The 25,793-nt window shown below is 38.1% G+C and carries 17 protein-coding genes; 5 read left to right on the forward strand and 12 right to left on the reverse strand.

The annotated features are described in order from the left end of the window. Window positions 1-162: 162 nt before the first annotated feature. The 5 genes from SJ2017_RS10540 to SJ2017_RS10560 form a co-directional block, all read right to left on the reverse strand. The gene (locus tag SJ2017_RS10540; RefSeq protein ID WP_080915722.1) at window positions 163-3,621 is read right to left on the reverse strand and encodes a TonB-dependent receptor; all 3,459 of its coding nucleotides are present in this window, start codon (window positions 3,619-3,621) and stop codon (window positions 163-165) included. A gap of 541 nt (window positions 3,622-4,162) precedes the next feature. Next, on the reverse strand, window positions 4,163-6,526 hold the full coding sequence (locus tag SJ2017_RS10545) for an alkaline phosphatase D family protein (protein WP_080915723.1): 2,364 nt from the start codon (window positions 6,524-6,526) through the stop codon (window positions 4,163-4,165). A gap of 82 nt (window positions 6,527-6,608) precedes the next feature. Further along, window positions 6,609-7,685, reverse strand: coding sequence for a glycoside hydrolase family 117 protein (locus tag SJ2017_RS10550; protein ID WP_080915724.1), 1,077 nt, complete (start codon window positions 7,683-7,685; stop codon window positions 6,609-6,611). A gap of 76 nt (window positions 7,686-7,761) precedes the next feature. Then, complete coding sequence (locus SJ2017_RS10555) at window positions 7,762-8,712, reverse strand: sugar kinase (protein ID WP_080915725.1); 951 nt, start codon at window positions 8,710-8,712, stop codon at window positions 7,762-7,764. Window positions 8,713-8,714: 2 nt separating this feature from the next. Continuing rightward, window positions 8,715-10,328 carry a sugar porter family MFS transporter gene (locus tag SJ2017_RS10560; protein WP_080915726.1) on the reverse strand — a complete coding sequence of 538 codons (1,614 nt, stop codon included), beginning with the start codon at window positions 10,326-10,328 and terminating at the stop codon, window positions 8,715-8,717. A gap of 441 nt (window positions 10,329-10,769) precedes the next feature. On the opposite strand from SJ2017_RS10560, the gene SJ2017_RS10565 reads away from it, so the two are divergent. The 4 genes from SJ2017_RS10565 (at window position 10,770) to SJ2017_RS10580 (ending at window position 16,639) form a co-directional block, all read left to right on the forward strand. Next, window positions 10,770-13,136: a beta-galactosidase gene (locus SJ2017_RS10565; RefSeq protein WP_080915727.1), complete on the forward strand. Its 2,367-nt coding sequence runs from the start codon at window positions 10,770-10,772 to the stop codon at window positions 13,134-13,136. Window positions 13,137-13,451: 315 nt separating this feature from the next. Continuing rightward, a complete protein-coding gene (locus SJ2017_RS10570) occupies window positions 13,452-14,069 on the forward strand; it encodes a GntR family transcriptional regulator (protein WP_080915728.1) in 618 nt (205 codons plus the stop codon). Window positions 14,070-14,734: 665 nt separating this feature from the next. Next, window positions 14,735-15,064: a hypothetical protein gene (locus SJ2017_RS10575; RefSeq protein WP_080915729.1), complete on the forward strand. Its 330-nt coding sequence runs from the start codon at window positions 14,735-14,737 to the stop codon at window positions 15,062-15,064. Between the two features lie 201 nt (window positions 15,065-15,265). Continuing rightward, a complete protein-coding gene (locus SJ2017_RS10580) occupies window positions 15,266-16,639 on the forward strand; it encodes an RICIN domain-containing protein (RefSeq protein ID WP_240433835.1) in 1,374 nt (457 codons plus the stop codon). Window positions 16,640-16,775: 136 nt separating this feature from the next. On the opposite strand, the gene SJ2017_RS10585 is transcribed toward SJ2017_RS10580, so the two are convergent. The 4 genes from SJ2017_RS10585 to SJ2017_RS10600 all read right to left on the reverse strand — a co-directional run bounded on the left by SJ2017_RS10585 (window position 16,776) and on the right by SJ2017_RS10600 (window position 19,388). Continuing rightward, the gene (locus SJ2017_RS10585; protein ID WP_240433834.1) at window positions 16,776-17,342 is read right to left on the reverse strand and encodes a HEPN domain-containing protein; all 567 of its coding nucleotides are present in this window, start codon (window positions 17,340-17,342) and stop codon (window positions 16,776-16,778) included. A gap of 68 nt (window positions 17,343-17,410) precedes the next feature. After that, entirely contained in the window at window positions 17,411-17,731 is a 321-nt protein-coding gene (locus SJ2017_RS10590) for a YkgJ family cysteine cluster protein (RefSeq protein ID WP_080915731.1), read from the reverse strand. A 109-nt stretch (window positions 17,732-17,840) separates the two neighbouring features. After that, entirely contained in the window at window positions 17,841-18,545 is a 705-nt protein-coding gene (locus SJ2017_RS10595) for a pseudouridine synthase (protein WP_080915732.1), read from the reverse strand. A gap of 96 nt (window positions 18,546-18,641) precedes the next feature. Beyond that, the gene (locus SJ2017_RS10600; RefSeq protein ID WP_080915733.1) at window positions 18,642-19,388 is read right to left on the reverse strand and encodes a hypothetical protein; all 747 of its coding nucleotides are present in this window, start codon (window positions 19,386-19,388) and stop codon (window positions 18,642-18,644) included. 364 nt (window positions 19,389-19,752) lie between these two features. Here SJ2017_RS10600 and SJ2017_RS10605 point away from each other — a divergent pair, with 364 nt between their 5' ends. Beyond that, the gene (locus SJ2017_RS10605) at window positions 19,753-20,181 is read left to right on the forward strand and encodes a hypothetical protein (protein ID WP_080915734.1); all 429 of its coding nucleotides are present in this window, start codon (window positions 19,753-19,755) and stop codon (window positions 20,179-20,181) included. 102 nt (window positions 20,182-20,283) lie between these two features. Here SJ2017_RS10605 and SJ2017_RS10610 read toward each other — a convergent pair whose 3' ends face one another. From SJ2017_RS10610 to SJ2017_RS10620, 3 genes are all read right to left on the reverse strand, one after another. Beyond that, window positions 20,284-21,042: a SapC family protein gene (locus SJ2017_RS10610; protein WP_080915735.1), complete on the reverse strand. Its 759-nt coding sequence runs from the start codon at window positions 21,040-21,042 to the stop codon at window positions 20,284-20,286. 18 nt (window positions 21,043-21,060) lie between these two features. Further along, window positions 21,061-22,662 carry a tryptophan halogenase family protein gene (locus SJ2017_RS10615; protein WP_080915736.1) on the reverse strand — a complete coding sequence of 534 codons (1,602 nt, stop codon included), beginning with the start codon at window positions 22,660-22,662 and terminating at the stop codon, window positions 21,061-21,063. A gap of 207 nt (window positions 22,663-22,869) precedes the next feature. Beyond that, window positions 22,870-25,644, reverse strand: coding sequence for a TonB-dependent receptor (locus tag SJ2017_RS10620; protein ID WP_080915737.1), 2,775 nt, complete (start codon window positions 25,642-25,644; stop codon window positions 22,870-22,872). Window positions 25,645-25,793 lie beyond the last annotated feature (149 nt).

Consider the following 25,793-nt stretch of genomic DNA (forward strand, 5'->3'; position numbering starts at 1 on the left):
AATATGAGTATAGTCAGGAATATTAAAAACGGGTAGCTAACTAAAAGTATAAGTCCTTGTATCTGATGAATGTTATGTTTTGCTTATTCGTTTAAACCACGAAGCGCTATTTTAGAAACAAAAAAGCCGCCAAAGGCGGCTTTTTTCGAATAAAAAATTTGATTAGAAATTCATTCGAGCATTTAAACGGAATGTACGACCCGTTTGATATTGATAAACGGTACGCGAATCTGTTGCTTCTCCACTAATTGGGCTTCCCTCATCTAACACATTGCCATTCACATTTAAGAATCGGCTTGTATAGTATTGGCGAATGCCTTCATCAGTTAAATTCACTGCTTGGAATGAAAAGGTAACAAAATCATTTAGTTTATAACTTGCTGAGAAATCGAGGGTTTGACGTCCTTCTTCCCATAAAGAGCCTGACTCCCAAGAACGTTTAGCTAATTGATCACTATTACCTCGGTATGACAACCTAAGTTGATGGCCATTCTTTTCCCAAAATGTGGTGACATTATAACTGTGCTCTGGTGTGTAGGCGACTTGTAAAGCAGGTAATTTCACTGAATCATCAATCGATGACACCTCTTGGTCATATTCACTATCTTGGTATGTATAATTTGTTTGAACACCTAAACCAGATAACCAACCAGGCAACATGTCAAAGGTTTGAATATATTGTAATTCAACGCCTTTAATCGTCGCACCTTTACCATTTTTAATTCGTGTGGTTTTAAATTGCGCACACATTTGTTCTAAATCACCTGAGTACATCCAGTCTTCACGGAATTCATCACTGCCTTGAAAGCGCTTAGGCATACATTGTTCAAGACTGTCTTGTCCTGCAACTAACACGAGATCATCAGGATTATATGACTCACCTTCAGTTAAACCAACATCACGTAGATCATCCATGTAGGTAACAACGGTTTCTGATTCTTCAAAGTTAGTCATATCTTTGTAGAATAATCCTGCTGAAAGCATACTGGTTTCATTGAAATACCATTCATATGATAAATCTAAGTTGACTGACTCAAGTGGGTCAAGCTTTGGTGAGGTTAATGTGATTGTATTATTACGGTTGTAACCACCCCATTGTGTTTCACTCACTTTAAAACCTGGACGTAATGAGTCTATTTGTGGTCTAGACATGGTTTTAGATGCAGCAAAACGTAAAATCGTATCGTCTAAAAGCATGTAATTTAGATTTAAACTCGGCAAAAATACGTCATAGTCATGCGTACCAGTAACATCAAAAGTTCGACGGCTGCGATCTTCTGTAGCAACTAATTGACCATTCTCATCAAACTGACGATCACCATATACATAGAATTTTTCAGTAGAGACATCACTGTGGCGCCATAACCACCAGTCACTCTCATTAGGATTTCCACGTACGGTATTTGGGTCAAAACATGGGCCTTGATCAGCAATTGAAATATCATCGGTTAAATCATTTGTTCCAACGGTATCATAACCTTGTCCATCAACTCGTCCCCAGCGCGCTTCAGCATTCCAGTCTGTACCATAAAATGGGATGCCACTACATTCAGGTAAACTAGAGTCACGTAGCTCTGCTAATTTAAAAGGGTCCATTAAGCGACCAGCGTTACCTGGGTCAAAAGCAAATTGTACCCCTGAAGAGCCTGCTGTTGATACTTCTGTTTTTACATAACGCACACCAAGATCACCTGACAATCGGCCGTCAAATAAGTCAAAGTTTGCTTTTAAATAGGTAGCAAAATTTTCAAGTTCAGCTGAGCGAGTATTTGAATCATCTGGTGTAAAACCGATTAAAGGAGAGCCTAAGGCTAAATCAAACGCTTTAAACGCTGAAAATGTTGACCAACCATCTGTCACAGAGTCACGGGCGTATCCATTACTTGACATAAAGTCGTCAACAGGGAAACCGTCATCTGCAGCAAACAAGTCACCACTCAGTGAGTTTAAACCATCATTTAATACGACTGTTGCGCCTGTATAAGGGTTGTTAATTACGACACCTTCACCAACACTGTTAAATGCATTTTGTTGATCATCAACATATTTTTCGCGTTCTGTATATTTAGCACCAAATTCAACGCTGGTGATAGGCCCAGCATCTAACACCCAGTCAAAATCTACAAATGCTGATTTTTGGGTGTCTTCAACAGCAATAACAGAACGATTCAAGAAGGTTAAATGCTGGGCATTTAATTCATCCGCATTAAAGCCTGTTGTTGAGTAATTATCCCAAACATTTAATGGGTCACCAAATTCATTGTTAGCACCAAAGTCAATTAAGCCATTGCCATCAACAATAGTACAAGGTCCGTTAGTACAGTCGTAACCTACTGGCTCGATGTCTGTTGCAGGTACATTCTTAATTAACCAACGGTTAATATTACTGTAGTTTTGTAAGGCAATATAAACTTGGTTTTCTGGAATTCGCTCTGATTTCGAATATCCTAAGCCGGCTTCCATAATGAAGTTATCTGTAATGTCATGGCGCACATCAAATGAGACTACACTGTTTTCTTCTTCATACTTGTTTTCAGACTGGCTTAAGCCACCATCACCAAAGCGGTTTAAGTATTTAGTGAATGTATTGGTTTTAGTATCAATAGTATGCCAATTTTCTTGCGGGTCAGTCCATTGTGACGGACCGCCACCTAAACCTGGGTCAACCCCTTCTATCATGTTACCTTGCTGGCCGCTGCGTACCTGTACACCATGCATTGAACTTTCAAAAGCCTGCTTTGTATAGTTAGTATTTAAATTAAATTCTGTAGAGCTTGTTGGTGCCCACTGTAAACCTAAGTTAAAATTCATACGGTCTACATCATTGTTATACAACTCATAACGAGTATTTTTATTAGTAAGACCCCAAACGTCTTGTACTTGATTACCGTCGGTATCGGTTGCTAAGTGTGAAAACTCAGACACCCAATTATCAGCAGTATACTGATCTTTACGATATGAATTTGTTTCGGATACCGCGGTAAATATAAGACCAAACGTGTCATCTAAGAATTTTTCTGAAATCGTCCCAGATAAACGATAATTTTCATCTTCCAGTAAATCGTTATAACGGCCTTCAACAGTCAAATTACGGATTTCATAATTTAAATCTAACGGCTTATTCGTTATTAAATTAATGTTTGCACCTAAAGCGCCTTCTTCATGATCAGCACTCGGTGTTTTTACTACCTCGATTTTCGATAAAATATCTGATGAATACTGCGATAAATCGACACTTTGGCTAAAGTCTGTTGAACCTAACTGTACGCCATTTAAGCTAATATTATTTTGTTGTGAATTTGCACCACGAACAGTAATTCTCGACCCTTCACCATCAACTGATTGAACAGTCACACCGGTAACACGAGATAATGCATCAGCAATATTTTGATCCGTTGATTTACCAATATCTTCTGCATTGATTGAGTCAGTTAAATTTTCTGCAAAGCGTTTATCGTTAATGGATTTTTTTAAACTCCCTTTTAATCCTTTTACTTGGATAACTTCCATTTCTTCTGTGGAGTCATTATTCCCTTCTGCTGCTGATACCTGTAATGACATCGCAGTTAGCAAAGCCAGATATACTGAGCTGTATTTATAAGTTTTGTTTTTAAATGGCATGTCTACTCCCCCAAGAGCGTTTATGTTTCTGCCTCATCGAGCTGCAAAAGTTAAAATTATGTCGCAACTCTGTTTATAGACATTACTGATCAATAAAATAACTGTCAACATAATTTTGTTAACAATCTTCAATTAATCATATTCCTAAACAATGCCATTTATAATTAAGGTTTATTTTATATTAAACGGTTTTTTTACAATATATTAACGTGTATTGCGTAAGAAATAAATTACTGACACTAATCTATTAGTCGCTGATTTTATTGATAATATCTATCTAATAATAATTAGCGGTATAGTCATAATTTTGAAATAAAGCGCAACAGCATTATCTACTGTATTGAGTCAATATCTAGATAAATACGCCACAAAAATGCAGTATTTGTTATTGAATCCTTGTTCAAATAACGGAAGATAAAAGAGTGATTTTATGAGTTGATAGGTGTGAAATGTTAATTTTTTGATAAAAATATGCCGGTAAATCTTAGTGTTTGGCTTTAGCCGGCATATATCATTTTATGAATTGTCGCTTGAAAATGGCTTAAGACCATTTGTGCAAAAAAGGCCAACCTGGAAATTGCTTGCCTTTGTTTGGATTGGTATTCCATTCCCAACATTCAAATTCAAATTGATGGGCTTTGTGGTCAACCTTCACAATACCATAGCCTTCGCTCTTCAATGAACGGTCAGCCAAAAAGTTACTCCATGAATTTTTGGTTTGTTGCTTAAAGTCATCATAAGTTACTTTCGGGTTGGCAACGGCCAATACGCGCATTTTATTACCAAAGATGTCGGTAAAGTTGCCAGTATTAGGGTCATTATTAAACGGGTTATCAAGTTTGCCTAACCCCTCAAACCAACGCTGCCAGAATGCAGCAGCTGCAGGACCGGCAAAAAATAGCGGTCCATCATCAAAGGTATCAAGCCCTTGTTTGGCCATCATTGGTAAATGTTGGTCGCCACAGATCACCACGGCACCGGCGTCTTTAATCAACTTAACTGCACGGGTTCTACCATCAGGTGGATAGCCGTTTGAGTCATAATCTAATAGCGGCTCTAAGTTGCTTTTAGTTTGAGGTGATCCCCAAATAGAGGAGGCAATACACACTTTAGGTAAGCCTTTGTCCATATCCGCCCATGCACGCAAAAACTGCTCTTGACGATGACCTAACAACTCTCCCTGAGTGTGTAATGGATTGATATTAATATTACGCCTTGATTTAAACTTTCTATCCTCAACCAGCGCAAAACTAACGCCACCATAAACAAAGGCACCATAAGTTACCGGAATATCGTGATCTATTGGCGTAGGATCATACGCATCCGGATTATGACCATGCTGCATACGGTAAACCATTTTAACCAGCGCTTTGGTTTCCATATAGCCGCCATCTTCTTCAGTGCGTTTGTCTCCTTCTAGTACCACAGGATCCCTACCGCCTACTCCCCACAAATTGCCTTGTAATACATCATGGTCATCGGCTAGCAATATCGACGGTTTATTTCGTATTGAATCTCTAAATGTCCAATACCATAAGTACCAGCGATACAACATATCTAAATGAGAATCAGGTCTGCCCCGCCATACTTGCGTGGGCGTTGCTTCATAATATTGATCACCACAAAACACATACATATCGGGTTCATGACTATCACAATTACCGACTAACTCAGTATGCGGAAATAATATGTTTTCAGGACCAAAACGACCTAATAGCTTTTCTTGTTTCAAGCGCGTTTTGTAGTGTTCAATATCTAATGACAAGTTGGTTGGAACTAAACAAGAATATAATGCTATCGACAACGTCTTAGACTGACCAGGATCTTTTAATATTTGACCTTGATAGAGCACATCTGCGTTACCGTTATCTTGGCTAACAACCCGGTAATCATATTGTTGTGTATTATCCCACCCTTCAACTCGAAATTGAATGACATAACCGGGTTCAATTTGCGAAGTAGTAGATTGCCATTCGCTGTTTGATGATTGACGATATTCAAGTGTAACCTTGCGATATTCATCGTCAGCAACAGGCATAAATTGTGCACTTAGCTTTAATACTGATTTATTCAGGCTATGCATACAGCCAATAACTGGCCCTAATCCTCTATCATCAAATTTAGACAGTTTGTCACCACCGGACTGAATATCTTCAAACGCCCATCTTGCGCCGCTTTGTTTAGATGGCATTGATGACAACAACATGACGCCGCCAAGTAATTCAGAACTAGGCACACCAGTACGTACAATAAAACCTAATTCTTTGTTGGTTTTACTGTCTATGGCGATCAAACGTACATCAAAGTTATTATTTGATACTGGGTCAATATGGCAATCTAAAATGATTTCACGGTCATGAAGTTGGCCGATGTTCACTGTATTAGTTCTAACCACTTTTTCGAAAGCCAGCGGCTTGTTGGTGTCAGAAAAATCTCTAAAACTTAGCTCACCTTTGTCATTAATGACCGCCATAAAGCCGCCATTTTTACCCGATGCGCGTTGAATTAACGCACTAGCACGGTAATCAAGTTGGTCTGCGCCTGCCGCTAATAAAAAACCACAAAACCCGGCTTTAGTCGGCGTTAAGTTACTGACTTTAGCTTTGATACGTGCCGGCTTTGGTGCGTCGTTGAGTTGGCGAGTTAAAATGGACACTGTGCGCATTTCAAAACCGCGCTCACCGCGAATACATTCAATTTTACCCGCATTCAAGCGCCAATCTTGTAAACGATTGCCCCAAAACGCTTTCCCAAGCCAAGGGCGTTGAACATTGCTTGGCAATAATTCAACGGGGGTTGTTTTTGTTAATGAGCGTCTACTAGCTGCAGCTCTTGCTGCTTGTGTCGGAAACAGCATGCTTCCTGTAGCTAACGCCGACAGCTTTATAAAACTTCGCCTATCCATAACCGCCTCATTTTTTAATTAGTCACTGACATGACTTAGATAGTTAAACCTTCAACAATTAGACCTAGTAATTAAACGGTGTTTAGTTACTGTTTTGAAATGTGCCTGCATCAAGGATTTGTCGTTTTATGCTAAAGCGACAAATATAATTCCAATTCCAGCTTGGATCATACTTATGACATAAGCCCCAATCTAAGCCTGGTTTAGCTGTTTCAGAGCCGCCACGAAACAAGCCAATAGCTTCAGGTGCACCTTTAATATGAGCTTTGATTTCGAAATTTTGGCCATCTTCAGCGAACTGTATGGTATTTTTTTCTGGTCCGTCTGTTGTTAATAAGGACGCTATGCCACCTTCAAAATTCCAAACCACCACTTCATGTCCACTATTTGAAATTGGGTTTAACTCTGATTTGATATACGGTCCTTGAATATTGTTTGCAACTGCCACACCATGCTTAATTTCACGTCCGCCAAAATTCATTTCTTCACCCATAGTTTCACCTTTGTAATAAAGGTAGAACTTGTTATCGAAAAACAGTAAACACGGATCATGTACTTTATGGCTGTCAAAACTCCCTTTGCTGGTAACATGAAAGCGATTATCTTCATCTCCTCGCCATTGCCCATCTTTACTTGGACTTAAGATAGGAGAAGCTGATTTATGCCAAGGGCCATAAGGGCTATCTGAACTGGCCAATGCAATTTCTTCATATTGTCTGTTGGTGTAAGGTGTCGTCACAGTTTGATAGACAAGGTAATAACGACCTTGGTGAGCTAATACTTCAGGTGTAAAAATAGCGCGATCATCATATTGGCCACTTTGGCCCCGTTCAATCGCTACACCTTGTTCTTTCCATGTTTCACCATCTGTCGACGTTGCATGCCAGACTTCCGTTAAATCCCAAGGAAACACTTTGTCGTCTACGTTGTCAGAACCAAAACCGACCGTTTCACCGATACCTTTGGTATACCAGCAATGTAAAACCCCATCGACACTAATTACAGATGAAGGATCCCGTCTAATTACACCTTCTTCATAGGCAAAATCACCTTTCAAAGGCGTTACATCAAACTCAACTAACCAATCAGACGTTGTTTGGTCATATCCTCTTTCGATTGCTCGTTTACTAGCAAGGCTCAACGGTTTATTCGGGTTCATTCGGGTTCCTAAAATATCTTTTGTTTTTCTAGTTAATGCGGCTATTAATTTTTAAAGTCGTAATCACTAATCACGTTTATGCACAATTATTGTTGATTTTAGATGTCATCATTTGTTGATAAACATCACCAGGGAGTAAAGCGCCTTTGTGCTGCACAACTTCACGAGCAACAAAACAAGCGTCTGCAAGTGCTAGAGAAATACTGTTGCCAGCTAACCTACTGGAGAGATACGTACCAGCAAATGAGTCACCTGCAGCTGTTGAATCAACTTGTTGAGGAGCTGGATTAAATGCTTGATGGTCTATTAACGAACTAGAGTCATATATATATGTACCATCAAGGCCACTCTTTACTACAATTTCTGATACCGCTAAGGATTGGCAATACAAAGCGACTTCGGTAGCGGTGTTATGGTTATAAATTATCTGATGTTCTTCTACACCAGGTAAGGCAATATCACAGTGCTGGTAAGCTAAATCAAACCACGTTTTTGCATGTTCCACAGACTGCCACATTGCGATGCGGTAATTAGGATCAAAGGCGATTAATGCACCCTGTTGGCGAAATTTTTGTATGAGATTAAGCAGTAAATGTTTATCTTCATCAGTGAGAATCCCTAACGAAATACCACTAAAAAACACGAGATCTACTTTACCAATACGGTTTAATAATTTATTCGTCGTTAGCACTTTCATCATCTGGGTGGCTGCAGACTGATTACGCCAATAGCTGAAACTGCGTTCACCTTGATTATCAGTAGCGATGGCATAAATACCAATTGTTGCTTGCTCAATACTTAACGCCGATTGACTGTTAATACCGTTTTTATCCCACGCAGCTCTCATTGCTTTACTAGGTTGATCATGACCAATTGCACTAAAGAATTGACAGTTAATTTTTGGCTCATATTGTTTGGCGTAGACCAAAGCATTGTATGTGTCACCAGCAAAAGCACGGTGTAACAATGACGTAGAATGTTCAGATAGTTCCATCATGCACTCGCCAATGGCTAACATAGACTTCATGTTTATGCCTCTCTTTTAGCGAGTGGGATACTATTGTCTTTGTTATCTGTGTGTTTGCCTGAGAGCAAAATTTCTATTTCTTCAATACTTTTGTTTTTCGTCTCTGGCATGATTTTGAATAACAAAATAAATCCAATTGCACCACAAATAGTATAAAACAAGAATATTTCATCAGCACCAAACACACTTAATTGCCAAGGGAAAAACTGCTGCACTAAATAACTTACGAAGCTTGTGATAAACGCAAAAACAGGAATCGCAACACCACGAATATGTGTTGGGAATATTTCAGAAAATAACACCCACATTATTGGGCCAATTGAAAAATGAAAAGCTGCAATGAAGCCAATAATACCCGCGATAATTAAGTTAGCATTGATAGTTGCAGCACTTTGCAGCAGCACACTTTCATATTGCTTAGCATCCGACTCACCTAGCACACTAATCAAGGCTGTCTTAAATTCAACGTCACTTTGAAAAACAACGTTTAACATAGATGTTAAACGTTCAATGTTCACTTGTTCTGCTAGAGACACTAATGATTGTTCTGTTAATGAATAAGTAGCCTGACTAAAGCCCCAGTAACAAGCAAATAAACTTATGGTGGCTGTAGCAAGTCCCCAAATAACTAAGGGTCTTCGACCAAGCTTATCGATTAATAAAATAGCGACCACAGTAAAGATAATACTAACGAGTCCGACTACAACAGCTTGGAAAAATGCAGCATCAGTGCCTATTCCGAGCTGTTCAAATACTGTGGGTGCGTAAAACATAATCGCATTGATCCCAGTGATTTGTTGCACAATACCTATGGTTAATCCAAGAATCACCACGCCCCGGACTTTACTATCAAAAAGACTTTTAAAGAGTACCCAAAAAGATTCTTTTTCATTATGACTTTTAAGGCTTTGTTTGATCTGGGCGACTTCATCTTCGCACTGAGTCGTATTGTTAAATTGATTAATAATTAGTTTAGCTTTGTCGTCTTTTCGCTTCATGATTAACCAGCGTGGACTTTGCGGGATGTTAAGTAGTAATAAAAACCACACTATAGCAGGTAAAATTTCGATACCTAACATCCAACGCCATGTATGGGTGTCGATATGCAATGATGAAACCCAAGGGTATGCACTTTCTGATATTTCTAATATGGCAAAGTTTGCAAAGTAAGCTATGGATAAACCCACTACGATGTTGATTTGAATTATAGAGACTAACTTACCGCGTAAATGCGATGGTGCGATTTCACCAATATACATTGCAGCTACGGATAAAGAGGTAAATGCGAGCCCGCCAACAAACCTAGCGACAACCAATGATTCAAAGCTGGTGGCCATGACTGATAACACCGCTGAAATAATGTAGATAAATGAGATAATAACTAAGGTTTTTTTACGTCCTATCTTGTCGCATATAAACCCTGTGACCATCAAAGCAAATATGACTCCGAAGCCAGGTGCACTGACAACAGTTCCAATTTGAAGATCCGTTAAATCAAATTCTGTAGTGACAAAACGCACTGTGCCAGATATCAACGCTGCATCTAAGCCAAAAATAAAACCGCCCAATGCCACAACCAGCGCACAATATAAAACACTGTGACTTTTAATAATCATATTAACATCCACTATCTATTTAATTATCTACTTATATTTGTGCTGAGCAATGTAACCCAAATGTTTGGTATGCTTTTAACAGCACACTTATTGGCTCTTCAGACTTTGACTTCATCTCGCGACCAACAATGCAATTAACATTACATTAGCACTAACAATAAATAGATAGCAACTATTGTTAACAATTTACCAAAATCAATTTAATTATTCTGCTAAAACAAAGTAAACAAATTACCCCATAACCTTAAAAGGCTATATTTTATAATTACTTAAAAATCTACAGATCGTTAATCCATAACAGTTCTGCTTAATTCAACATTCAAAATTATCAGATTTTTACCTTGTTTCAGTATTAACGTATTGCTAATAAAAAATTAACAATGTAGATTGTTAACAATAATTATTAACTGTTTAGCTAAGTCAAAATGCTTTGGGAAAAAGATGAATATAAAATTAGATACTCGAAATGCGCTTAGGTATAGCTTCATAGCGACAACAATTTTGTCCACTATCGCTTGTCAACATGACACACAAAATATAGGCCAAAACACGACACCAGCCGAAAGTGTGCCTTTGGTAGTTAACAGCAAACAAGCGATGGATTTGATTAACTTCAATAGCCAAAGTAACAACATAATTAAACCTGTTGCCGCTCAGACGAGTATCTCTGATGGCAAATTACATGTCGCTTTTAACTCAAAAGATAATAATTATAGCGGTGTCAGTTTTGTTCCAAAAAAAGCATGGGACTGGAGTGACTTGAATGACTTTAATTTAGCTTTTGATATCGTTAATACCAGTAATCATAGTGTGCAGTTGTATCTTGATATCAGTGATATTGATGGGTTTACTTATACACGAACGGTAAATGTCCCTGTTGGAGATAACATTCAAACCTATTACGCAAAAATGGCTGGCCATGATTTAGGTGTGATGAATAGCGATCATAAAGTAGAACTCAACTTCACCTCAGGTTTACGTTCGAATCCTGATACTTGGCAAAGTAATGAACATCAATTTACCTCTATGTGGGGGAAGAAGAATCTCAATACGGCTGGCATCGCCAAAATCAGTTTAAGTGTTCAAAGCAATCTGCATGACAAATCTATCGATATTAGTCGAGTACAAATTAGGCAAAATCCAAAATTTGATCCCCTCTTTCTAACTGATATCGTTGATCAATACGGACAAAATAAAAAACAGGACTTTATTGGGAAAGTTCATAATGATCTAGAGCTAGAACAACAACGTGTCGATGAGGCTAAAACATTTACCGGTAAAGTCGCAGAAGATAGAAGTCGTTATGGTGGATGGTTATCAGGTCCTAAGTTAACGGCGACAGGCTTTTTTAGAACAGAAAAAGTGAACGGTAAATGGTCATTAGTTGACCCTGATGGATATCTATATTTGGCCACAGGCATTGATATTATCCGTTTATCTAATTCCTCAACATTAACCGGATATGACTTTAAGCAAGCGTATATTGTCCAACCACCTAAAGATAATGTCACACCAGAGGATTCTCAAAAATTAAACCGCGTATCTGATGAGGCAATAGCGAGTCGATTTATCGCATCTGACACACGCACAAACATGTTCAGTTGGTTGCCCGACTACGATGCCCCTTTAGGTAAACATTTTGGTTATCGACGCAGCGCACATTCTGGTCCATTAAAGCATGGAGAAACGTTCAGTTTTTATTCGGCAAACTTAGAACGTAAATACGGTCAACAAGCTGAAGGCTATATGCAGGCATGGGAAGATACCACAGTAAATCGAATGCTAGATTGGGGCTTTACGTCCTTAGGGAATTGGACCGACCCTAGGTATTACGATAACAACAAAATCCCCTATTTTGCTAATGGTTGGATCATTGGAAATTATAAAACGGTTTCTAGCGGTGATGATTTTTGGGCGCCAATGCCAGATGTATTTGACCCTGAATTTGAAAAACGTGCCCATGCTACCGCTAAGGTCATATACGATGAAGTAAAAGGCAATCCATGGTGTGTAGGTATTTTCGTTGATAATGAAAAAAGCTTTGGCCGTTCGGATAGTACAGAAAGCCGCTATGGCATTGTTGTCAATACATTAACTAAAAACGGTGCTGAAGTACCAACCAAAGCTGAATTTACTCGTCTGATGAAACAAAAGTATGTGGATATAAATAAGTTAAATCAGGCTTGGAACAAATCGATTACTGATTGGGCAGAATTTGATAGTGGTATTGATTCGAGTATAAACAACTCTGAACAAATCAATGATTATGGATTATTGCTAACAGCCTATGCTGACAAATATTTCAGCACTGTTAATAAAGCAGTAAAGCATTACATGCCAAATCATCTGTATTTAGGCTCTCGTTTTCCAGATTGGGGAATGCCACGAGAAGTCGTTAATGCATCAGCTAAGCATGTAGATGTTATAAGCTTTAACTCTTATAAAGAAGGCTTAACCAAAAAGTCTTGGGCATTTTTACAAGAAATTGATATGCCGAGCATAATTGGTGAATTCCATATTGGTGCTAAAGATTCAGGTTTATATCATCCTGGGCTTATTCTCGCATCAGACCAACAAGACAGAGCTGTTATGTACAAAGACTACATGAAGTCTGTCATCGATAATCCCTATTTTGTCGGTGCTCATTGGTTCCAATATATTGACTCACCTATTACCGGACGTGCCTATGATGGCGAAAACTACAATGTGGGTTTCGTTTCGGTAACTGATACGCCTTATCCCTATATGGTGGAAGCTGCAAAAGCAATTAACAAAGAAATGTATCAACAACGTTTTAAGGAAAAATAAACAGATTCAATTTATAGAAGTATTTCTCTCCCCAGTGAGTACTTCATTTTGCTCCAACCTATTAAGGTTGTTTGTCATCTGAACAGGTCTTCAGGTTGCCCATTTTACCGTTAGTTAGCCATGTAATTTGTTAACAATATAATGGTAAATGGGCATTTTTTTGCTTTTTTAAAAGTAGGATATAAATCTTGCACTTTAAATTCAGACACTTATAAAAATTTAAAGTGTATATTTTTAACAATATGACATTTGACAATTGTAATAAAATAGCTCAATGTCTAGAATGTTAAATAATATGAATAAATTGGATATATCATGGCTGCAGCTAAACCTACCAAAATCTTATCGGTAAAAGACCAAATTGCTGATCAATTACGTTCAGATATTATCTCGGGAGATTTGGCCCCGAATACCAAATTAAATGAACAAGAACTTGCTAAAAGATTTGGGCTTTCACGTGGGCTAATCCGTGATGTTATCCTTCAGTTAACCAAAGAAGGCTTGCTAATTTCTAAGAACAATTGCGGCGCTTCAGTTAACAGTATATTAGAACCTAAGCTGCAAAAGTTAATGATAAATCTTCGTCAAAATATAGAGGTTTATGCGATTGAAAATCTCAAGCAAAACCCATTAACAGATGATGATGTTGCTCAATTAGAGTCGATTCTAGATGAACTACAAGCGGCGTTTGATAGAGAAGATTTCACAGAAGTCACTAAGGTTGATATTTCCTTCCATAATTACCTAATTTATAAAGCCGGTGGCGAAGATTTGGTGAATATTTGGTATCCATATGTAATGCGTATGCGTTTAAATTATAAACGTATTACATCAAGTTCTGAGTGTGTTGAGGAGCACAGAGGAATATTACAGGCCTTACGTGAAGGTGACATTAGTCGAGCATCTAAAGCGATAAAAGCTAATATTAAATAAATCAGCAAGTTTCTCTTATCTATTATCAAGGGCAGTTTTCACTGCCCTTTTGCCTTTTTAAAATTGAATGTTTTTTTCGTGAAACGCTCAACCATTAAACTTAACAGCCAACAATTAACAAGTATCGATTAACTAACAAGGATTAATCCTTGTTCCCTAGGTGAATTCGAATCCCTTGAACAACAAACACTCCAAAACTTTGGCTTCAAGCTCATTAATTAACTCAATGGTTAATTCAAAATAGTCTTGATACTCGCCTTTTCGAACCTTTAGATCAGACGTTATTACTTTCAATTTTTTACTTAGATAAGTTATTAACAATACATCGAATCACATGAATAACTCTATCTTGATGCTTGTTTTTATATTGATTAGGGATTCTTTACAGTATTTACCCGTGAATTAAATTGCATTTAAAAACCAATTGGTTATCAATTGCTATTTTTAAGTCCAAAATACAATTGTTTACACTAGCAATTTAATTCAACGCCTCAAATAGTAAAAATTAACCTTAATAAATTTTGTTAACAATATTCATTAAACAATGTTAGATTGGCGATATCTTAATTAAGGATAGATATGTTTGAAGGTGATCCGTAAATCGTCACCTTGTTGTCTACGAAGTTATTGTGTCCTGTTATGTTAATAAATAAAAGTGAACATATATGACCTCGAATAATCGAGACGATAAACAACGTCTCAACGCTATTATTATCATTGCTATGTTTATAACTTTGTTAGGTTGTGGTTCTTCAACTGCAGATAACAATGAAGTAAATGATCCCATAGTCAACAATCTCATTGTACCTGACAGCGCTCCAGATCCATTTCATTTTACGCCAACAACAAATGCGCCACTAGCGAGCAAGCATGTCTCTGAGGTTATCCATATCTCAGGAATAAATACCTCGGTAGATGTCAATGTCACCGGGGGGGTACATTACCTCTATTTCGAAGCAATATTTTGCTCAATCAAAACCACTGAAACATTTTGAATAACTGATAAGACTATTTTTATTCGTTCAGTTTATTTCTGAGCAATCATGCTCTTGCTTGTATAGCACGCAGGAGCTGAACACATCTTGTCAGTTTGTAAGTGGTATTCAATCTGGCTGGATCTATTTTTGTTTAATCAAAAATAGCCATTAGTTAAACACTTTTTACAAGAAAGTGTTCTTCATAAGAAAGGGAAATTTATGAAACCTAGTATGAATGTTATCTATGCTACTACTTTGATGGCCACCAGTGCATTAACCACTGTTTGTATTGCAGCTGATTGGGATAATATTCCATTACCTGCGGATCCTGGTAACGGTTTAGTTTGGCAACTAAATGAACAATATTCTGATTCATTTAATTATCAAGGTAAAAATGCCACTTTTAACAGTAAATGGAATGATACCTACTTTAATAATTGGGAAGGCCCTGGTTTAACTCGATGGAGTCAAAACGAATCATGGGTTTCTGATGGTAATTTAATTATTAGTGCCTCACGTAAAGCGCCAAACCTAGTTAATGCTGGTGTCATTACCTCTAAAACAAAAGTTAAGTATCCTATATTCCTTGAAGCTAACATCAAGGTTAGTAACTTAGAGTTATCTTCCAATTTCTGGCTCCTGAGTGAAAATGACGAACGTGAAATTGATATTCTAGAAGTATATGGTGGATCTCGTGAAACCTGGTTTACTCAAAATATGTCAACCAACTTTCATGTTTTTTTACGCAATAGCGATAACAGCATACGTAGTGACTTTAACGACCAAACTCATAATACTCCCACTTGGGGAAACTATTGGCGTGAAGGGTTTCATCGCTTTGGCGCTTATTGGAAAAGCCCTACGGATGTGACTTTTTATATTGATGGACAAGAAACCCCTCAAGGCTCATGGGCTGAAGTCGTAATGAAGGATAAAGATTATACTGGTGCCATCATGGACAAAAACCAATATACGATGAATGAAGAGATGTTCATTATATTGGATACTGAAGATCATTCATGGCGTTCTGAAGCTGGCAATGTGGCAACGGATGCTGATCTTGCCGATCAAAGCAAAAACAAAATGTATGTTGATTGGATACGAGTTTATCAACCAGTAAGTAATGGCGGCTCTGGAGGCGATAATGGTGGTAATGATGGCAGTATAGAACCAAATACTCAGTACAACCTTGTCGCTAAGCACAGTAATAAGTGTATTGATGTTATCAATAGTCAAACCTATAACGGCTCTCAGTATCAGCAAGCATCATGTACTAACACCAATGCTCAGAAATTCACTCTTAATCAATTAAGTAACGGCTTTTATACGATAAAATCAAACGTTAGCAATTTATGTTTAGATTTATCTGCCGGTAGCACAAGTAATGGCGCTAAAATTCAACAGTGGGTGTGTAATAGTAGTAATCAAAACCAAATGTGGAATTTAGCAGATAAAGGTGATGGATATTACGAGATAATCAGCAAAGTCAGTAATAAGTGTCTTGATATCGCCGGTAAATCCACCAATGATGGCGCTTCTCTGACTCAGTGGAGCTGCTATAATGGAACCAATCAACAATTTAAAGTAGAGTAATAGCAAAAGTGATTTAACCGACAGCACCCAATGCTAACAAGGTCGTGACTGCCATGCTAAAAGCATAACAATCACAGGTTAGCGAAGTATGGGCGCTTTTAAATCATGAGTGTTAAGTGCCATTAATATGAAGGGGTTATTTAACGTTATTATGAGCTCGTGATTCTTGGTTTAAAAGTTGATTAAAGTGATCAACCAATACAAAACACAGCTCGATATACTGTACCGCTTCTAATTTACCAACCTGATAATCTTTTGCATGGGCAACTTTGTTACGTAACTGACGTAATTCATTAAATAGCTTAGCTTTTTTAGTATCAACTAAATGCTGTGAAATCAGGGTTTCTTCAATTAATTTGTAGCGAGTACTAGATTCAAGATCCACGTTATCGAGCTTTGCTACTATCAGGTTTTCAGCTGCATCATCAACCTCTCGCCAAGCTTCTAGAATTGAGGAGCTAGGTAAGTTATCTACAGAGGCAATCAAAATTGCTTTTTTATTTTGTTTAAGCTCAGGAAAAGCCCCTTGTGCATGTTTTGATACAGCCTTTAATTCTTGGCCAAATTCAACTTCAAAGTCTTTAAACTTTAATTTTCTAGCCAAAGGGATCAAACGAGCGATGGGTTTTTGTAACATCAAAACGCAAAATACAAACACTAAAGGCCAAGCGAGTTTATCCAATAACTCTATAATAAATTGCATACCATTCATTAAGATACATATCCTTTGTTATTAAGTTTGGCGCAGCAAGAGAATAGCCTAAAACGCTTTTAATCTTCAACTGTTAACCGTTTTCGTTCTTCAACACATTCAAAAGAACCCATTTCAAACTCTCTGCATATCCAAGGCCTATTTTCATAAATCGTGCACATCAATGTGCCTCGATCAACAGCTGCGCACCAACCATCATCCAGACGCTTCATGACTTGCCCTCCCCAACTATCTTCACTGATGTATTCATCGGGTACGCCGGTATCAGAAATAATCATTACTTCTAATTTACAGCAGCAAGCCTTACAAGTTATGCACGTTGCGTTGGGATCAATCTCATTTAGGGTTTGGCTCGGAATTTCGTTGATGTCTATTTTCATGTGCTCACTTGATATTGATTAGCATCAACACCTGGATAAGAAGAACACCATAATAACTGATTGGGTAGATATTAGATAACGGAGACTTTAATAAACCCATATTGACGCATTATGCTTGTTGGCTATACATTCCGAAGGAACTAATTTCAGAGGCCGTTAAATGACGCCATTGCTTTGAATCAAGATCCAATGATACAGCACCAATTTTTTCACGATGTAGTTGATTGACTCTGTTTCCTACAGCAAAAAACATTCGTTTAACTTGATGGTAGCGCCCTTCAGTAATCGTTAATAGCACGTGTAAGTCATCAATTTTAATTATCTTAGCGGGTCTTGTGCTAGTTGACTCCCCCTGTAATAACAGTCCTTGTTCTAATTTAGTTATAGCATCTTCAGTGATCGGTTTTGCTAATGTAACCCGATACACTTTGGGGCAATCCATATCTGGACGAGTAATATTGAAGGACCAACGGCCATCGTCAGTAATTAATATCAAACCAGATGTGTCAGCATCCAAGCGACCCACAATGTGTAGCTCATCTTTATTTTCGATATCGATGTCATTAAATACAGACGGGTATTCACCATCAACATTTGAGCACAGTGTATCAGGGGATTTGTGCAGTAAAAGATACCTAAAAGGCCGTGGTGTTAACCGGTTACTATTGTAAGTTATATGATTGTTTTCGTGTACTTGAATAGCACAGTCGGTAATGATTTGTTGATTAACCGAGACTAATCCCGACTCTATGACTTTCACTACCTGTTGTTTATTCAATTGTGTACTACGAAGCACAAACTTATCTAACCGCATCGGACTTATATAGCCTTATTTATTTTCGGGCATTGATGAAAATGAAAAACGGCCTTGCGGCCGCTTAAAATGATAAAAACAACTATGCTAACTAAGTTAATACCAAACTTGTTCAATTGCATCTGCAATTACTGGCGCGAAATTACCAAGTATATTCGAGTGACCACCAGTGTACATAGCGAAGCTAGTATCTTCCTCTTCGGTTTCACCATCAGCTGTTAACACATAGGTCAATGAAGGAAACTCAACGATACTGATATCATCCATAATCTCAGCACCAGCCACTAATTTATACTCATCATTACTTAACTCAGTATAGGCGATTTCTGATAGTTCAGAATTTGAGATGGCGTCGATTGTTGTCATGTTTGCTAATGCAATTGGATTATCTGAATCACTACTTAGTACTAAGTTCGCTACGTCATAACCTTCAGGCTCTGACCATGTGTAGCTGTAACCATCATCTTGTTTGTAAGTACGGCTATTTTCAAAAAAGACTTTCGAAGCACTGTCATCGGTTTCAAGGTGAAAAACAACACGACTGACATTATACGATTTAGCATTACCATTACTGATAACGGCTTCTTCCATGGTGTACTCAACTTTTACTTCTCTCACGTTATTCGCATTAACGACATTTATACAATGAGTTTCTATTTTTTTAGTTGCAGTACATAGGCGATTAATAACAGCTTCACTTAAACCGAGTTGTGCAGCTTGGTCTTTAAAGCCAGAATCAATTTTGGCTTCTGGATCTGTAGGCGATGGATGAACTAACTCTTCTAAAATATCACAACCGGATAAACTTAACCCAATGATACAAATAGCCACTGCTTTATACATTTAAACGCCCCACCCTTACAAAATAAGAGTACACCGTAGGCTAAATAAAAATCTTAGTCAATGGAGATTATTGGCTAATTATTAGGCCTTTGACCGTCGCTACAAAATCATTAATCGGTAACTGTCAAAGTAAAACCAGATACAAACCTATTTTTAAAAAACATGACAATATTTTAAAGTTGCTGTTCTCGTTTAACCTCGGTTAACAAATAAGACAACAGACGGCTAAACTATTTTAGTTGATTACATGTTGCTTTTTGATGGGTTCAATCCTACATAACCGATTCTGCTAAGCCCTTTATTGTTTGTAACATACCAGTATTCGAACTACAGCACTTTTGAAGCTGAATGACTAGGTATATAAATGATGAAGAAAACAATAATAGCGCTAACTATGATGACGTTAAGTGCAGGTGCGCAAGCAGAATCTAATCAAGTATCAACCGATAAACTTAATTCTGCTATGGAACAACTTACCGTTGTCGATGAGCAAACGGATATTTTTATTACGGTAGATGAAGATGCAAGTTTTGAAAGCGTCACTTATCAGGGATTTATTACTGACATCTACAGTGAAATCTACGTAACTAGCCACGAGGCCAAAGAACACGGTTTAGAAAAAGTTAAAAAATTCTATATCTATAATGAAGTTGATATTGATGCATTGAGTCATAAAATAGCGGCAAGGATAGATGCTGACAAACCAACCGCTTTTTCTGTTGATTTATATCGTGATTATCGTAATGACTCTGGTAAATTTACCTTCATAGCCCGTGTTATAGAGTATAAATAATCATTACGCTTGTTAATGATAAGTTTGAATAGGAATTTACTACAGAGCTGACACAAGATGTTCAGCTCTTTTTAATAGCCTTTTGTCAGCTGTTACTGAAAACTATCCTTCAGATTTAGCCTGTTGTAATTGTTGGTTTTTTAACTTGATCAACTTTTGTATATTTCCCATCGATGCAATCATTAAATAACATGCTTGCAAATACCCTTGCTTAGTTAACTCAGTCAATGCTGCGGGTGTTAAGTTGATTAACTTAGTCTCATTAATGAAATATAAGCCATTAAACGTATGCTGTTGTCCATCAATGAATGTAACAGAAACTTCAACTGCCTCAATTAAGTCGAGTTCAATCAGTGTTGTAATAAACGCATCTGTTTTTATGATCCCTTGTGCCAATTGATACACTAGCTGATGCATGTCCTTTAAATAGGCACTGGCTGAACCATCATTCTCAAACAATCGCTTCGCATCGACATTAGAGCAAGGGATTTCAACAACGCGTTTCGCGTTCATATCGATAGTTAATGCGGTATTGTCGGTGTTTAGTGACTCGTTGTCAGCGCCACGTAATCGGGCAAGCATGAAAGGCTGTCGTTTCACATGCATAGGGATCATAGTTGCATCCCAATTATCCTTAGTTAGAAACAGATTTTCACCTGGCTCAAACCCCAATAAAGCATGTAATCCAAATTGACCTGTTTGATTGTTTTTAAGTAAACAACAGGGGTATTCAATCACAAGCTTTCTTAATTCATCAGCAATAACTGGCACATAATGGACATTATCGCCAAATTGTTTGCCATATTGGGTTAGCACGGCGGTATTAAGATGTTGTTTAGGGTCGACTATTACATTATTCATTATGATCCCTCAGGTTTATTATATTTTTTGTAAACCATACTGATGAATTAAATTAAGCAGTGCCCGATTACTCGGTAATGTATTCATTAACTGCTGCGTTTTTTGCTTTGTTAGGTTGAATTGAGTTTGCGCTAAGTCATGTTGTTTTTCATTAAGTGTCCAGGGAGCACTGTGAGTATTAAAGCCCATTCCATAAAGCACATATTGATAACTCGCTGCAGGAAAAACCTCTGTAGCATGAATAAAATCATTATCAGACGGCACTTGTGTCTGCCATAACGTTAATAGGGTCTGTAAACTGTTTGGAATTGAGGCAGCCTTTCGATTATCTATCCAAAAAGCACTGTCATTGCGCTGATTCAACATGTAATGCAATTTTAGAAAATCAATAATTCGTTCCCATCGATATAAAAATGTATCATTAAAACGTTGGGCAACAATTTCCATCGCTTCACGGTTAACAGGTAATTGTTCTGCAATCATTGCCGCTGATATTTCTACTAATAATAATGCTGACGCCTCTAACGGTTCTAAAAAACCAGCAGATAAACCCACAGCGACACAGTTTTTATGCCAGAACTTTTCCCTATGACCAGGGTTGATTGGAATTTTTCGAAACGATAATGACTCAACGTCATCTACTGAGTCAGCTAAATACCTTTTTAACTCATTTAAAGCTTCTTGCTCGCTAATGTACTGACTAGCATAAACATGGCCAACCCCCCGTCTATTTGACAGACCAATATCCCAAATCCAGCCACAAGACTGCGCAGTTGAAATGGTATGTGAAGCAATAGACGATTGCTCACTTTCATAAGGAACTTGAACTGCTATAGCAGAATCCACAAACAAAATGTCTTTGCAGCTTTTAAATGGCACATCAAAATGCTTACCCAGTAATAATGAATTAAAACCTGTACAATCAATGAACAAATCGCCATGAATATCACCTTCGTCTTCAGTGGTTAACGAATCAATATAACCATAATCATCATTATTTATGGCAACCACATCTGTTATAAGGTGACGTACATCCAGTTTATTCACACAATGGTTTTTTAAAAACTCAGAAAACCTACCAGCATCCAAATGATAAGCATAATTAGCTTCAGCATCATATTCAGCCGTTGTTATGTATTTAGGAGCAAGGCCGGCTTCGCACAGTGATTCTTGTGGACTCAAGGATGTAGAAAGTGAATGGCTATAATCGGTAGTAAACCACTGACGAATCGTGTTTTCACCGTTATTCCCTTCTGGCAACATCAAGGGATGATAATAATAGTCATCCTGTTTACCTGTCACCCACTTAGCAAATTTTGCTCCCTGTTTGAAAGATACATGACATTGTTTAATAAAGTCTGTTTCTCGGATCCCCATTTTTTTTAACGTCGTTCTCATTGTTGGCCACGTTCCCTCGCCGACCCCAATTGGCGCAACGTTGGCAGATTCAACCAAGGTGACAGAGTACTGACCAGCAAAGGTATTGTTAAGTTTAGCAGCTATGGTTCCAGCGGTTATCCAACCAGCACTACCACCACCAACAACGACAATATGTTGAATATTTTTAGACTGTTCTTTGGCCGCATTCGCGGTGTTACCCGAGTCGATTGGATTAGGCATATTAACTCCAATTCTTGTTGTGAAAACTTTTAACTGTTATTTATAAATAAAAATGTGGTTACCATACATATGGCAACCACATTAGATTTTAGCGAACAATTTTAATCATCAGACTTAGAATACTAGCCCAAGTCAGCAAGATGTTGTCTTGATGATTTGGACTGATACCTTGCTTATATAACATAGACATAAGCGTTGAGGTACTGATTAAAACTTAGCACTGATGCCAACGGTATAACGTGGACCGTATTGCTCTGCAGTTAATAACTGCTCTTCAAAACGACCATAACGTCTTACTGTTTCGTCAGTTAAGTTTAAGCCATCAAACGATACAGTGAATGTATCATTGATATCGTAGCTGAGACTTAAATCAAGTTGACCATACGCCTCAGTAAATGTTGGCTCATTACCCAAAGCGAGCAAGAACTCATCACGCCAGTTATAAGCGATACGCGCTTGGAAACTATCATTTTCATAAAATGCGACCAAGTTACCCGAGTCACTTAAACCTGTTAATGCAATGGTTTGATCAAAATTATAAGGGTCAAACGATTCATCACTGTTAACAATGGTGTAGTTAGCAACTGCGCCAAAACCACTATCCCAGAACATGTATTGAGCATTAAGCTCCCAACCGTCTACTTCACGATTTTGTAGGTTATCTGGTGTTGCCACTTCCCAAGTAATCACTGGATCGGTAGCCTGACCTAAACAGTTAGGGTTCGGCGTATCAGAGGCATCAGGACAACCCGCTCTTGGGTTAACACTTGGATCTGTTAACGCTTGACCGTTAACGTCATTGATCGATCTGTTTTCTGTGCCAGCACCGATGAAGTTTTCTACGTATTTTTTAAAGTAACCTGCAGAGGCAAAACTGCCATCATCAAAGTACCACTCCAACGACAAATCAAAGTTGTCAGAAGTAATTGGCAGTAAATTCGGGTTACCTTGTGAGGCATTAAATGGCCCACCAGGTCTTGCTGATACATTGGTCGCAGGGAACATTGCACTGATACCAGCACGAGATAAGGTTCGGCTATATGAGAAGCGGGTTACGAGTTCATCTGTGACTGACATATTAAAGTCAAAATTCGGCAAGATGCGAGTATAGCTACCGGTTAGCTCTTCAGCCGTAGGCGTATCATCATATACAGGTCGCAACTCCTGTGCATGGCGATAATTCATTGCAATGATGCCATTTTGTACTGAGTATGCTGTAACGTCAGTATCTTCGTAACGTACACCCACATTCATTTTAACAGGCATATCATTAAACTCAGTATCAAAATCAAATGATAAATATGCTGCTAACGTTTCTTCATTAACCCCGTTTGTTTTGATATTCGGTTCAGCAAATAAACCTTCTGCTTTGACAATATCGATAAATTGGTGAACATCATATTGAGAGATATATGGGAAAAGGTTATTCGCCCCAGGGAATTGATCTGCAGTGTCACCCAAAGGGATGAAACCTAAATCAAGGTCGTCAAGAGGAACATCGACAAAAGAAAATACCTCACTTAAGCGTGTATCAATCGTATAGTCCGTATTCATGATACCAAAGTTGATTTTGGTTAACGCACTGTCAGACGCTTCGTTTTCCCATGTACCAGAAAAACGATATTGCTTAATGTTGTTATCCATAGAATAACCACGCTTTTGATATAAATCAGAGACAATATTGTCTTTGTTATATGCGCCGCCTGGTAAATTAGAATCATCAACAATGACTTCTGGAATATCACCAATGAAGTTTGCACCAATTAATGCAACTGAACCCGAAGGGTTTTTAAGGTTCGCAAGGGTTTCAGCTGTTTGACCATCAGGATTTGATTTAGATGTTGAATCATGAACATCAAGTTCAAACTTTAATGTATCTGTTGCTTGCCATTCTATGTTTAGACCTAACGAATCATTTTCTTTTTCTTCATAATATTCCCAAGCCCAGAAGTTTAATTCATCGTCTTGATCTCGAGGGTTCCAAAGTGTGCCATTTGCATTTGCTGCCCCACTTGGGTTATCAAACCAAAATGCTGAACGATTGGTATAACTGGTTTGCTCGAATCGAGAAATAGTGTAATCAACAGTCGCAATGACAGAATCAACAGGCTGAATTTGCAGTACAGCTTGTGCATTTTGGCGAGTTCGCTCTGTATCAAGTAATTCAGTTTTAGCTGTCCAAGGTGTCCAAATGGCTTGTTCTGGGTTTTTATTGGTATCAATTGCAGACAAATCAACATTATCTCTGCTGCGGTTTCTTACCCAGCCATCTGTACCCACTATATCAGTATGGCTGTCACGCTCAGCATGAGAGGCAGATAATAAAAAGCCAACCTTGTCATCTGCAAATGTTTGGCTAATCATGCCCGAAATTTCGGGCGTCACAGAATCACCAGTTTCAACACTAGTATCGTAAATACCTTTCGCACTCACAAATGCTTTAAAGCCGTCATAATCAAACGGTCTTGCAGTGGTAATATCAATTGTTGCCCCAATACCACCTGACGTAATATCAGCTTTACCTGTCTTATAAACATTTACTCCAGAAACGCTTTCAGCTGCGATTTCACGGAAGTTAAAGCTACGAGACACCCCTTCTGATTGTAATGCTGACGAGTTTGGCATTTGACGACCATTTAGCGTCACCAAATTAAATTCCGGACCAAAACCACGAACCGTAACCTTGTTACCTTCGTTGTTTGCTCGGTCAATAGATACACCCGCTATCCGTTGTAAAGATTCAGCTAAGTTAGTATCGGGTAACTTACCTATATCTTCTGCACTAATGGCATCTACAACACCATCTGAATAACGTTTAGTTGACGCGGATTTGGTCAGCGAGCTTCTGATCCCTTTGACCTGAATGACTTCAGTTTCTTGTGCTTGTGTGTCAGCGGCTAGGTCATCAGCCTGTACGCCTGTACTGGTCGCAATGATCATTGCTGCAGATATCGCGTTGAGTTTGAACTTACACTGTTTCATCTTAAAACCTTCTTATTATTTGGTTTAAAAGGTGTCTTGCTCACAAGAACAATGTAAATGACATTGTCAACGGCATAGCGAAGCCTGACCCCGTTAACAATCTAGCTACTTTTTAAACATTGTGTCAACTGTTTTTTGGAGTTAGTTAA

This window comes from Shewanella japonica, assembly GCF_002075795.1.
Lineage (GTDB): Bacteria > Pseudomonadota > Gammaproteobacteria > Enterobacterales > Shewanellaceae > Shewanella > Shewanella japonica.